The sequence below is a fragment of the Agaribacillus sp. DX54 genome, assembly GCF_056858335.1.
The window spans coordinates 61019-74224 of the sequence record NZ_JBXEQE010000007.1 but is presented as its reverse complement, the minus strand read 5'-3'; the positions used below and the strand labels follow the sequence as shown (position 1 = coordinate 74224).

The following is a 13206-nucleotide window of genomic DNA, read 5'->3' as shown; positions in this document are numbered from 1 at the left end:
CAATCCAGCCATCATGCTCTGGTCGTCTAATTAATTTTTTAATCTCTAACAACTATGTTTTTCACGAAAATTGTAGGTTAACAAATTCTGCTAATAGATAGAAAACCAGCAAAATTCACTTGTTTTTTATTCTTTTTTCAATCTAAAATTACCAGAATGATTTTTTTCAATAAATTGTTTGACATAGTCTGATTAAAAATGGGGCAAAGCAACTACAGCGGCTTTATTTACCGGTGAATTTGTATAATGTAATGAAAATGAGATGTAAGGAAGGTCATTCCAAGCTACTGCTAAAAAAGCTCCAATTGTTGCGATATTTGAGGCAACGTCTCCTTATCCTGGCCAATAAAAAGCTCCATCATTCCAAACTGTTTATCGGTAATATGAATAATACCAATGTGTCCCTTTGGAGGTAGTAGCTTTTTTACCCGTAGCTTATGTACCTCAGCGTTTTCCCGGCTTGGACAGTGGCGGAGATAAATGGAAAATTGGAACATGGTAAAGCCATCAATTTCCAGACCTTTCACGAACTGACGGTAGTTTCTGCGATCCTTTTTGGTTTCGGTCGGTAAGTCAAATAATACCATCACCCACATAGCTCTATACTGGTTGATTCGTTCAAAACTCATAACTCCGGATAAAGTAACTTCTTACGTTTACCCGAGAAACAATCATATAACGATGACGTGGTTACAGCCACTCCATTCATCAAAGGAGCTTTTTGTCCATTGATGCAAACGTCCTTTACTGGCAATTGCAATAATTTAGCTTTCAACTCTCTGGTAAGCTCCTGGTATTCCGCTGTTTCGTCGATAATCTCCAACACCAAATGATCTACATAGGGACGATAGGGTTCCATGATATCATCGGCCAGGCAATAGGCATTATACCGGTTGTGATGATGAATGCCTAAAGTAGGAAGCAAACCCGACGCCACCAGGCTCCTGGCTACCGTAGCTCGTAATATCGCATACCCATAATTTAATAAATTATTTGGTTCCTCTTCAAATCTACCCCTTTTAAAGCCATCCAATTCATGGGTAAACAAATGCTTCCAATAATATGCAGAGGCCCGGCCTTCCAGATTATCCGGATCACCGGAACGAACCTGTTTTTGCCAGTAGTACATGTTGTCAACGGCGATATCGGCTTTACCCAGCAAGGCAGCTTGATTACCAATTTTTGCCTTCACTGTCTGTTGCCAAAGTTGCTTTTTTAAAGGCTCCGAAGCATTGATCTGATGCTGGAATCTTTCCTGTTGTATAGAGTGTCCCTCAAGGTTAAGCAACAAACCTTGGGGCATATGGTTACTACTGCAAGTAATTAAGGCTGCATTATTTTCAAGAAGACGGCCCATTAAAGTATGGCTGATGGTAATAGCATAATGATCCAGTACAATGATACCAATATCTTCTACAGGCACCTTTTTTGTTTCATTTTCTTCTGGATAGTTTACAAGTAAATGCTGATTCTTGGTAGAAAGGTGTGCTTCATTGCCTATATATATAGTTCTTTTGATCATGACTTTTGTATTTTCGTTTGAGTATTTAGATCTGGAGGGTTTTCAAAAGCCGGACAGACCTCATATACCAATTAGATTATTACGATATGCCTAACCCTTGAATATTTCCAAGTTTATCCAGAACAATTGGAAAGCAATACGCAACAATTTTTCTACCGTTCAGAAGCTGAAGCATATTTTGAGACCCCAGTTCGAACTTCTTTTCGATTACATCTGCAATAGTATGATGCGTGAAATAGATCTCCTTACCACTAAATTTATTCACTGTATAAATATTTTTGGCCCTTTCCGAGCTTTTCCAGTAGTCATCGTATAAAGGGCTTTGGTAATCTAGTACTACTTCTTCATTTTCTTCAGGAAGGTAAACCATGTCTAATTGTTTCAACATGAACAGTAACTTTGCTCCGTTTTCTTCTTCGAAGTACTTTTTAAACATCAAGTGTTTATCAAAAGACATTTTATCTGCACTTTGGTTAAAGTTCTCTTTGAGTAAATCAACAGCGTCATAAAAAGATATTACATCATAAATACGCTTACCATTCTTTTCAAGTACAGCAAAAAGATAATTACTTCCTGTTAAGACATATAATTTATTATTGTAAGCTTTTTTTCTATCTAACTTTTTCAAGCTAATTTTATACTTATCAGGATTGTCAATCTTTTTCCTGTAAATTTTTATCGACCTTATTGGCGTGTGTCCAAAGCCAGATAAATGCTTGTTTAAACTCATTATTCCTTCTGAGCCAAATGCTTCTGTTTTTTTACCTTTAAATTTCTCCTTATAATGAGTCCTGATTAACTGTTTTAAGTTTTTATCGACAATATTTTCAATATTTTTTTCAGTTTGAAACTGATTTTCAGAAAATTTGCTTAATGGAACTCGATAAGTCTCAAAGCCACCAGATAGCCCATAATTGGTCCCTTCATGAAGCTCTCCACGTATCTTTATACTTCTTTTATCTTTTTCATCATATTGCAAAAGCAATTTATCCTTTGGTTTGTGAGAAACAATAATTGAATAAAGTCCATGCTTTATATCTTTCAAAAAGCCTTCCCAAGGTTGTACAATAGCTCTAAACTTTTCGATCTCCTGAAGTGATTTACTTCTGATTTTGTTTTCTTGTGTCAAAAACTCTTCAAGCCTTTCCTCAGAGGCTTTTGAAGATAGCTCCAGTTTTTCCCAGTTTTCGTTAACCCACTCCTGTAAATGTTTATTGAGATCGTTAAGCCTCTTCACCACTTTCTCATTCGTACAGGCGATTATAATTGCATCCATCGCATGATGTCTATGATCCAAGCGTTTAGAGTAACCTTTTACAACTAAATTATTGTTTTTTCTGAATATTCTTGAATTACTAAATCTCTCTGAAAATTCTTCTAAATTTTCGTTCTCATTTGGAAGGATAAAACCCTCTGCTACCAGCTTATCTAAGTCTTTTACTTTTTGCTCTTTATTCAGATGATAAATACTTTCGGACTTTTTTCTATGATATTCCTCAAATCTGCCTAGCATGATTTTTTTGAATATTTCGGTAATTCCCCAATGGTTTCGTAAATAATGGGTAACCCCACCTGATGAAACCTTTACATTTTTTGAACCCACTATTTTTCCTAATTCTTCTTTTACTTTTACAGTAATGTATTGGGTTTCCTTTTTTTGACGTTCCACGGGATCCTCAGGAATTTTTGTCGTCAGCAGATTCTTTCTTTTTCTTCCATAAAACCTTTTAGAAACTGTGTCCAGAAATTTTTCTTTGGCTAAGACTTTGCAAGAAGTCGAACCAGTTTCAAAGTATTCCATAGGTGTTCGGTTTCCCTTATCCTTGTTTACCGCTCTCAAGCAAACAACCTTGTTACTAAGTGAGTCATCAAAATATCTGGATTGAGGGATGATATGATCTACATCATATAGTCCGGAAAAAAGTCCGGAAAGGGGGATTGGTTGTCCGGTATACGGGTCAAGGTGTCCTTGTTCTTCCCAAAGTTTGACTTTTTCGATTTCATTAGCTGTGGCTTCATACTCAGATAAATACTCAGGAGAATTGTTTTTTTGACTTTCCCATAACTTATATTTTTCCAGGTTTCCACTTGATAATTCCTTTTTAAGTTCAATCAATCGTTCTCTTATTCGTTCATTATTTTTCCTGTTGTTTTGATTGGCTTCATGCATTTTTTTCCTTTCCCTGATGTTATTTTTCAGTTCTCTGGCTAGCTCCACCTTTATTTCATCCGGCTTAATATCGAACTGCCGCCAAATATCTTTTACCACCATGAGTGTTTCATTAACCATCTGCTCTATTAGAGGATTTCTTAAAGAGTGTCTTTCTAATGGTTTAATATTATTGAAAGATGATAAGGTCTCCATTTCAGAAATTTGCTTGGCAGTATGCTGACCATAAATCAACATCAGAGCGTAAGCATTTATAAAGCCACCAGAGGACAGAACTTCGCTTTCATTTTGTTCCAAATAGGTTTGAAGCGGTTTTTCATTGGTATCATTTGTATGCTCATTGAGTAATCTGATTATTTTTTCACGAGTATTTTCAGAAAATTGAGCATAATCATAGTACTTCCCTGCTCTTACAAATGGTAGCACTTGCTTAATGGCCCTCAAAGATAAGGAAGCATAATCTCTGGGTAATCTAATACATGAAATAGCTATAATAATTTTGTCCATTTCCGGCTCTACAATGCCTTTACGCTCTAAGTATCGAAAAATGTTCTTATTCCTTTCACTGTTCAAATCGTATTCATTTCCTTTAGAATGGTATAAAATATCCCACAGTTCAATCAGGTTTTCAGTGTTTTCCAAATTGAGAATATTCCAAAAGCGACCCAAACGTTTTTTTAACATAAGTTTGGTTGTGTTTCCTGTCAGCTTACTTTTCTTGTCAAGCCCATTAAAAAAATCTACGTTTTCATCAAATCCTCCAAACTTTTTTAAAGCTTTAAAAACTGCCGCGAAAGCCATATCCTGTTTTTGATTTAGCTCATCAAACAAAAACTCTTTGAGCGAAGCAGGTATAGGTCTGTCCTGATAAACATATTTAGGCCTTCCTTTTACGGTTTCACCGATAAGCGTTTTACGATTAATCGATAGTTTGTTGATCTGTTCCCATATTCTAAATTCTTGAAAAACGGGATGACTTTTTGCAACTACTTTTTCTCCGGGTTCAAACCTGCAGTCTGAGATAAGATGACTTTGATCTTGTAGCTCCCGTTGGAAATAAATAATCTGATTGCGAATAATGTGTATAATACCTCCTTCCATAGCCTCTTTTCTTAATTGTTGCTGTGTAATTGAAGGGCCGGGGAATAAAAAATATGCGATTTCCTTGATTTTAGATTCAGAAATATTGTCAAAATACTTTGACTGACGTTTCAAAATAGCGTCAAATTCTTCAATATATCTTGCTCTTAGAATTATATTATTTCTAATTCTTTTCCATTTATTTTCCTTTAATACATCTAAAAAATATTCACTTAAGTAGGTTTTTCTGCCATTATGTTGGCTATGGCTTTCAAGGGCCTTCTCCATGTTTTCCATATTTCTTCGCCAACTCGATTTACCGGGCATGGAAAATTCGATTGAAGTAAGTTCGCCATTTGTTGTATTTTGGCGAACAAGCTTTTTGAGTTCCAGAGTGTCACCAACAGTCATACTTTGAACAAGTGTGGTTCCTTCCCAGATTTTACCTTCAATGTCTTCAACTTCTACCTTAAAGACCTTTTTCTTCCTGGTTATTTCGTCTGTAGGTTCATGACACAAAATTTTAAACTGAGCCATAGAAGTGATTTGGGAAGGAAAAGATTTATCGGATTTTAGACCAAGAACTTCATTAAGATCATCTTGTACATCCTCATCGTCTCCTCCTGCATATCCTCTCAATTGATTAAACTTGTAAAGTATTGTACCTAATTCTTTGGCTGAAACCTCCTCATGGATCGCTTTTACCCGGAGTTTCAAAGTCTCTAATACGGTGAGTTGAGGTGTGTTTTTTGGAATAGGAAGTACATTGATTTTCTGTAATCTTAGAGGATTTTCAAAAGATTCAGATAACTTTATGTGATTTGGAAGCATTCCCAGTTTTTCCAATACATAAATCAGTTTATTTCGGCGAAGCTTATACCTCTTATTACCTACTCTGGCTCCCTTTTTTATTCTTCTATTGGCATTTTTGGTTTGCTGTTGGCCTTTCTTAAAATCAGACACCTCAGCACCGTCAATTGATACAATTCTGCTGCCCATACCAAGAATCTTTCCTTCCTTTTTCTCAAAATCCTGTTTAATCAAAGCCCAACCAATACTATTGGTCCCTAAATCGAGTCCTAAAATTGTTTTCATACTTATGTAATCTTTTCTTTAAAAAAATAGGCAAATCAATATAATTTGTATTAACTTTAGTTTTAACAAATTGAAAGCTAATCACAATAAGGATTATTCCGTTGTGAAAACATTTAAGTTGCCTCGCCTTACAATGCGGGGCATTTTTTATGAAATATCGGTAATAAATCTTTGCTAGTCATTATGTGCAATTAGTTACTCATTTCCCTTTAAGGCTTCATTTTAAACAAAAATCCAGTTACAAAAGCGGTGTTTTATGTAAACAGGTGCTTACACAAATAAATGCCCCAGTCCTCTAAAAGTGCTATTATAAGAATTTTTAAACCTATAGCTGCCTGATCCAAATGGGTTATGTATCTAAAGTTAGAAGAATTTTAGAAATCTCAAAAGTTATCACAGGTATTGTGACACAGGTTGTGTAAGTTTTTTATTCGATTGTGAGCAAATATTGTTAAATGTGTAAACTTTAAAAAAACCAGATGCTTTAATCAGATGATGATTGTAGGTCAATCAGACTTGCCTCATTTTTCAGCTTCAGTTAGAAACTGAATCCAGAGAATGGCCATGAGTAGGTAAAAAAATCATTTTGTCTGTAGATGAGCAAGTTTTTTATTAAATATTTTGGCAAAAAAATTAATTAATAAATTTTCTTAATTAAGATTTTTGAAATTTTCTTAAATAAGCTATACCTTTATTAAACATTTTATGATTAATGAGATGAAAAATTTTAGGGCGGGCAAATATATAAGTCAGGGAACATACAAAAGTTTTCAACCTGAAAAAATTAACAGGCCATGGAACATTGAAAATATGGAAATACTTAGCCTTTTGGGTAAAGCCGACAGGCAGCTCGGAAGGCTTGATATGTATTCGGAGTATATTCCGAATATCGATCTATTCATTAGTATGCATGTTTTTAAAGAGGCAATTCAATCCAGCAAGATAGAAGGCACCAAAACCAACATAGAAGAGGTATTGCTTGACAAAGAAGATGTGGCACAAGAAAAAAGAAATGATTGGGAGGAAGTGCAAAACTATATCGACGCCCTCAATTCAGCTATTTTAGCACTGAATAAACTACCATTCTCATCAAGGCTAATTAAACAAACACATAAAATTTTGCTTCGGGGAGTACGAGGTGAACATAAATTACCCGGTGAATTCAGAAGTAGTCAAAATTGGATTGGAGGGGCTACTATCAGTGATGCAATTTTTATTCCGCCTACCCACACTACCTTGAATGGATATATGAGCGATTTGGAAAAATTTGCTCACAATGCCGACAAATACTTTCCGGAATTATTAAAAATTGCACTAATACATTATCAGTTCGAAACGATTCACCCATTTCTTGATGGGAACGGACGGGTAGGCAGGCTCATGATAACACTGTTTTTGGTTGAAAAAGGAATACTAAAAAAACCGGTTTTATACCTATCGGATTTCTTTGAAAGAAATCGATCGCTCTATTATGATAATCTAATGAGAGTAAGGGAAAAAAATGATATTAACCACTGGTACAAATTTTTTCTTGTCGGGATAATCGAAACTGCTAAAAGCGGCATAAAAACCTTTGATAGTATCATGAAATTACAAAAAGAAACGGACATGAAATTACAGACACTCGGTAGCAGGGCAAATAACGCTCAATTAGTTTTAGAATATCTGTACCAGCATCCAATGATTGATGCATTAAGAGCAAAGGAATTAACCAAACTCTCTGCTCCCCCTGTATATAGATTATTGGACGAGCTGGAAAAGCTTGGAATATTAAATGAAATTACCGGAAGCAGCAGGGGGAAAAAATATTTATTCACAGATTATATTCAACTATTTAAATAATGTCGATTGGCGTTGGAAGTGCTATCAAAATAAATGGCCGGTGTTAGTAAAAAATTATTTCAATCATGGTTTAGCAAGTTGTTGCAGACCACTATTAAACTTTTTAGAAGAAAAGTTAACTAACAACTTCTCTGAATTAAGTTTTTATCTATTTTCTTAAATAAGCCTTCACCTTATTAAACATTTGTTATAATGTAAGATGAAAAATTTTAGGGTTGTTAATCTCACAGAAAGGGAGGTAGTATTATGCTGCTTTATTACAATCTACTATCTCCTCAATCAACCTATCCCTGCCTCTTTCAGGCCGGTCGAGAAATACGTCGTGTTCCCGGTATTTCTATTATTCGCTTTTGTAACAAAATCATATTCAACATTCAACGCAATAACGGTAATCATCACACCGTTTTTAAATTTTAAGCAAACGACCCATGAAAACCATTACTACACTCAGCATACTTCTTTTATCAACATTAATGGCTTTCGGACAAGATTCAAAATTAAGTTTGGGAGTTGCAGGCTCTGCTGATTTTTACAATTTTGACTTTAGTACCGTGGAAGGAAACCCCGCTACTTTTGACACCGACCTCAATTACAGCATCGGTGCCTCTGTGCGGTATCAGCTTGATGACAAGTTTGGGCTGAATCTGAAGGTACTCTACGCAACCAGGGATTTTACCTTAAACCATAATTTCAGATTTATTGAGCCCAATGACCCGGTGCTTTCAGAACTGCCGAGAAGCACATCTGCAGAATTATCTTATCTGGATTTACCTATTTCGGTAAACTATGGATTTCTTGAAAAAAGTAACTTTGACTTTTTCTTTTCCGCCGGCCTTGCTCCCGGTTTTTTAATAGCTGACGATGAATCCACGACATTTGAAGATGATAGCCAGGAAGATACCGAGCGCCTTACTTTTGATATTAATTCCTTTCTGATCAGTGGTTTTTTAGGGGCCGGGGTTAAGTATCATCTGTTAGATAAACTGGCTATTGTTCTTGAACCGCAGTACCGGTACTTTTTCAACCGCGTTAGTGAACAGAATGAGGATGGCACACCGCAACTTTTTTCGGTAGCTTTTGGCGCAGAAATCAAATTTTGATTTTCCATAATTCAAAATTCATGGCCACCCGATATCAAAATATCTTTTAACGCCGGCGTTTGTTCGAAGTATGACGTGGCATCCACCCCAGGCATATATTCCACCAGGTTACCGGATTGTCCCAGCACATTAATTTTAGTGTTTTCAGTGGCTTTGACACTTCTTAAAAGAAAGTCTTTGCGCATACCCCTAACCCAACGGGGGTTTTCGGTAAGATACGCAAATACCGTATTTTGATCTTTCTTTTTGGTAAACCAGATGTTGCCATCATTGCTGATCACTCAGGGCCTGACATTTTAGATGGCCTCGTTGTTGACAAAATTCATGACGCCCGGTTTCCGGTCAATTATTTTTCAGGGATTGAAAGCCTGCAATTAGGGTTTAACTTAATTATAGGCATAGGCTATGGCCCAACCTCAACCCAGGATTTGAAACAAGAATCTGATAAACACGCACCTGCGGAAGGCACTTTCTTTGAAGGCAAAAATATCATCGCTCTGGAAAATCCTTATTGCTCATTTGGCAAGCATTTTAAATTAGGTGGGCTTTCCCTGTCAGGGGAATTTCAAATGGCGGATTACTTCTCGGTTGTCACCAATTTGATGATGGGGTTTGTCTATGATTTACCTTTACCAACTGCTACGTCTGCCAGCGGTGCTGATTATGATCAATACTGGCTGGCTTTAAATACCGGCTTAAGAAGATATGTCGGCGTACAAAAACGGTTAAGAAAGGGAAAACCTGTCCAAAAATTCACCGGCACCTATGTGGGAGTCAAAGCTTACTATCTATTCGTTTTATCAGAGGTTGACATTTCGAGAGATGCGATAGCAAACAGAGAAGTATTGAAATCAGAAACCAGGTTTTCACCGCTTATCAGTGGACATTTCGGTTGGCAACGGCGAATGGGAAAATCTGTATTTTTCGATGTCAATATAGGAGCGGGTTACGACACTTACTGGGATACCTTTGAACTCACCGGCCAAATACGCACCGGCATTCTTTTGAGAAAATAAGAGCAGGGGGTCAGGATATAGTAGCAAACATCAGATGATTATTAACTTTTCCTTAATGCCCATAATAATGATTTTTTCAGATTAATTAGTTTTCTTTGAAGGGAACTTAAAATCAGGTGAGTTGATTTCCAGGACCATCAGCAGAAAAAATGCGAATGACTTATGCGGCCAAAAACTCCTAAATTTTCCCAGATACTGACTTTATAATGAAAACTTCCCTCCAAAGCAGAAGATATTTTGTAAAACAGGCTGCGCTTGTCAGCCTTGGATTTACTTCATTGGCCAGATGTGCCACCATTCCCATGCATGCAAAACCCCACACCAGGCAGTTGCCATTGACAAATGACCCGGGAAGCTACCTGGACCTCCCGGAAGGATTTTCATACCGGGTCATATCGAGGTCAGGAAAAAAAATGCAGGACGGGTTTTTAGTACCCGGAAGGCCTGATGGCATGGGTACTTTTAACGGCAAAGATGGAAAGGTAATCATCGTCTGCAATCATGAAAACAGTCCCACACCCGTTGAAAACAGCCCCTTTGGCGTCCAAAATGAATTGTTCAGCCAAATCGATGACTCCATGGTCTATGATGCCGGCCAGGGAAAAGATCCCGGCCTCGGTGGTACCACCACGATGGTTTATAACGAAGATACCGGGGAGGTGGAAAAGCAATTTCTAAGTCTCGCCGGCACCTATCGCAACTGTGCCGGTGGCGTAACACCCTGGCATAGCTGGCTTACCTGCGAAGAAGATGTGGCCACCGTAGGTGGAAACATCGAAAAAGATCACGGTTTTGTGTTTGAAGTGCCTGCCTCCGACCAAATCAGACTGGCAAAACCCCTTCCCATAAAAGATATGGGACGGTTTAACCATGAAGCGGTGGCGGTGGATCCTGTTTCCGGCATCGTCTATCAAACCGAAGACAGGCACGACGGTTTAATATACCGCTATATTCCTGATAAAAAAGAAAACCTGCACGAGGGAGGAAAGCTCCAGGTATTGGCTGTAAAAGGAAAAAAGAGCCTGGACACACGTAACTGGACTAAAAAGACCGTACACCTTCACAAACCTCTGGAAGTGGAATGGTTGGATATCGATGAGGTATTATCGCCCGACGACGATCTCAGATATCGTGGGTTTGAATCCGGTGCAGCGCGTTTTGCCAGAGGGGAAGGCATGTGGTACGGGAAAAATGAAATCTATTTTGCCTGTACCAACGGAGGTCCCAATAAATTCGGCCAGGTTTTCAGGTATAAACCTTCACCCGCAGAAGGTACAGGTCAGGAAAATTTAAACCCTGGCATCCTCGAACTATTCGCCCAATCGAAAGACAAGGCTATTCTGAATATGTGTGACAACCTGACAGTGGCGCCCTGGGGTGATGTCATCCTCTGCGAAGACAATGGGGAACTTAACTACATTCGTGGTATTAATCAGCAAGGGGAGCTTTACAATATTGCCTGCAACAGGAGTTCTACCTCAGAATTTGCCGGACTGGTCTTTTCCCCATCCGGCAAAACGCTGTTTGTGAATATCCAGGAAAACGGAGAAACAATCGCTATAACCGGCCCATGGGGTAATTTGGCATGAATACCTTGCTATGAAACTGCTGTCTGCATTTTTTCTGATCATCAGCGCCTCTGGTTGCCTTGCACAGGTTATTCCTTTACCCAATGCCCACGCACATAACGATTATGAGCACACACGCCCCCTGATGGACGCTCTTGAAAATGGCTTCACCTCCGTAGAAGCCGACGTCTTTCTGGTGGATGATATACTTTATGTTTATCATGACCTGCCCGCGGTATTAGATAGGGGACGAACGCTTGAAAATTTGTACCTGAAACCACTGCAAAAGATAATTGAAGAAAATGAAGGTTACGTTTATCCTGGCTATGAGAAATTTTTCTACCTGATGATTGATTTCAAAAGCGAGGCCGCCCCTGCGTATAAACAATTAAAAAAACTACTCGGAAAATACCGGCATTTCATTTCAGCAGTAAAGAAGGGAATTGAAGAAACCGGCAAGCCTGTAAAGATTTTTCTATCCGGCAGTGCCAGCGGAGGATTTTATGAGGTTATGCTGCAGGAAGATATATTGCTGGCAGGCGTGGATGGACGCCCCATAGATCTGGGCAAAGGTCTGGCAGCTTCGGTAATGCCTGTAATAAGCGATCATTACCGGAAGTTTCTTTCCTGGGATGGTAAGGGTGCGGCAGAAGAAAAGGAAGTAGCAAGGTTGCGTACTTTTGTAAAGGAGGCACATGCTGAAGGTAAAAAAGTACGACTCTGGGCTGCTCCAGACCTACCGCAGGTATGGGCATTTTTACTCAAAAACGGGGTGGATTTAATAAACACGGATAATCTTTCCGGGCTTAAAGGACATTTAGTGGAACGTGGGTCACCCTGATAAAAGAAAACACCGCCATCCCAAACCAAATGGCGGTGATCAATCCAATCTCCTCGTCCGATCATGCTTTTAAAGGGGGTATTATTTTCTGCTCATTCCTTTTTAGCACTAAAGCCGATGACAGGTGGATGACTCATGAAATGATCCCAGTAACGGTTATTTTGTTGCGAAGGATCAAGTATCGGGTCAATCCATTTGAAATCCTTAAAGCCGGCTTCAGCAAAAGCAGCGGCATAGGTTTCCGGATGAAGATAATAGTTATTGTACCGGAATTCTGTCCCGTCTAAATTGTAAAATGTGTATTGTATCGGATCGCCTTCTTGCCTTTCCGGGGTGCTTTGTTTTATAAATCCATACTGGTGGTAAGTTTCGTAATAGCTGATTTGATTTGATACATTGTCATTGAATCCAACGAACCGTCCGCCGGCATCGAGTTGGCGGTAAGCCGTCTTGCATAGTGCTACCAGTTCTTCTTTTGATTTGGCATCATTAAGCAGATACATCGCTACGACTAAATCGAATGGGCCAAGATAGGGTAATTTGGTAATATCGTGAGTCATATACGCACAACCCATCGGTTTTTTTCGCTCTGTGGTTTCAGCCAGGTGGATCATTTCCGAAGAAGTATCCACACCCAGGATATCAGCGACATTGGCCTGTTTTAATTTCCTGGTATAAAAACCCTCCCCGCAAGCAAGGTCAAGTACCCGTAAACCATTGATATCACCTGCAATCTGAAAAATCGAATACTCCTCCACGTGCTTACGAAAAGGAAGCCGTTTGGAGTTATCATACCCTTGAGTAATATCTTCATTAACCATTTGATTCATTGAACGATAGCTTTGACATTCTATGATGGATTTATCCGATTAATATCATCGATTGCTTACCAAAAACCAGCGTGCCATTCATAGCTTCCGGATGATTGCCATCAAACCACAACTTTGATATTCTTCCACCGATTTACCTGAC

The 13206-nt window shown here is 38.5% G+C and carries 10 protein-coding genes; 5 read left to right on the top strand and 5 right to left on the bottom strand.

Annotated features, from left to right (window positions below; genetic code table 11):
- Window positions 1-290: 290 nt before the first annotated feature.
- The 3 genes from cas2 to cas9 all read right to left on the bottom strand — a co-directional run bounded on the left by cas2 (window position 291) and on the right by cas9 (window position 5867).
- Window positions 291-629 carry a CRISPR-associated endonuclease Cas2 gene (gene cas2 / locus AC04NP_RS10225; protein WP_482859611.1) on the bottom strand — a complete coding sequence of 113 codons (339 nt, stop codon included), beginning with the start codon at window positions 627-629 and terminating at the stop codon, window positions 291-293.
- A complete protein-coding gene (cas1, locus tag AC04NP_RS10220) occupies window positions 626-1522 on the bottom strand; it encodes a type II CRISPR-associated endonuclease Cas1 (protein ID WP_482859609.1) in 897 nt (298 codons plus the stop codon). Before cas1 ends, cas2 begins: the two co-directional genes overlap by 4 nt.
- A gap of 79 nt (window positions 1523-1601) precedes the next feature.
- On the bottom strand, window positions 1602-5867 hold the full coding sequence (cas9, locus tag AC04NP_RS10215) for a type II CRISPR RNA-guided endonuclease Cas9 (RefSeq protein ID WP_482859607.1): 4266 nt from the start codon (window positions 5865-5867) through the stop codon (window positions 1602-1604).
- A 717-nt stretch (window positions 5868-6584) separates the two neighbouring features.
- Here cas9 and AC04NP_RS10210 point away from each other — a divergent pair.
- Complete coding sequence (locus AC04NP_RS10210) at window positions 6585-7709, top strand: Fic family protein (RefSeq protein ID WP_482859606.1); 1125 nt, start codon at window positions 6585-6587, stop codon at window positions 7707-7709.
- A gap of 428 nt (window positions 7710-8137) precedes the next feature.
- The gene (locus AC04NP_RS10205; RefSeq protein WP_482859604.1) at window positions 8138-8809 is read left to right on the top strand and encodes a porin family protein; all 672 of its coding nucleotides are present in this window, start codon (window positions 8138-8140) and stop codon (window positions 8807-8809) included.
- Window positions 8810-8820: 11 nt separating this feature from the next.
- Here the strand turns inward: AC04NP_RS10205 and AC04NP_RS10200 are convergent, their stop codons facing one another.
- A complete protein-coding gene (locus AC04NP_RS10200) occupies window positions 8821-8994 on the bottom strand; it encodes a hypothetical protein (protein WP_482859602.1) in 174 nt (57 codons plus the stop codon).
- Window positions 8995-9042: 48 nt separating this feature from the next.
- Between AC04NP_RS10200 and AC04NP_RS10195 the strand changes: the two genes are divergently transcribed.
- The 3 genes from AC04NP_RS10195 to AC04NP_RS10185 all read left to right on the top strand — a co-directional run bounded on the left by AC04NP_RS10195 (window position 9043) and on the right by AC04NP_RS10185 (window position 12234).
- Window positions 9043-9825: a hypothetical protein gene (locus AC04NP_RS10195; protein ID WP_482859601.1), complete on the top strand. Its 783-nt coding sequence runs from the start codon at window positions 9043-9045 to the stop codon at window positions 9823-9825.
- Between the two features lie 206 nt (window positions 9826-10031).
- On the top strand, window positions 10032-11414 hold the full coding sequence (locus AC04NP_RS10190; RefSeq protein WP_482859599.1) for an alkaline phosphatase PhoX: 1383 nt from the start codon (window positions 10032-10034) through the stop codon (window positions 11412-11414).
- Window positions 11415-11424: 10 nt separating this feature from the next.
- On the top strand, window positions 11425-12234 hold the full coding sequence (locus AC04NP_RS10185; protein WP_482859598.1) for a phosphatidylinositol-specific phospholipase C/glycerophosphodiester phosphodiesterase family protein: 810 nt from the start codon (window positions 11425-11427) through the stop codon (window positions 12232-12234).
- Window positions 12235-12326: 92 nt separating this feature from the next.
- Here the strand turns inward: AC04NP_RS10185 and AC04NP_RS10180 are convergent, their stop codons facing one another.
- Window positions 12327-13064 carry a class I SAM-dependent methyltransferase gene (locus AC04NP_RS10180; protein ID WP_482859597.1) on the bottom strand — a complete coding sequence of 246 codons (738 nt, stop codon included), beginning with the start codon at window positions 13062-13064 and terminating at the stop codon, window positions 12327-12329.
- Window positions 13065-13206: the final 142 nt, after the last annotated feature.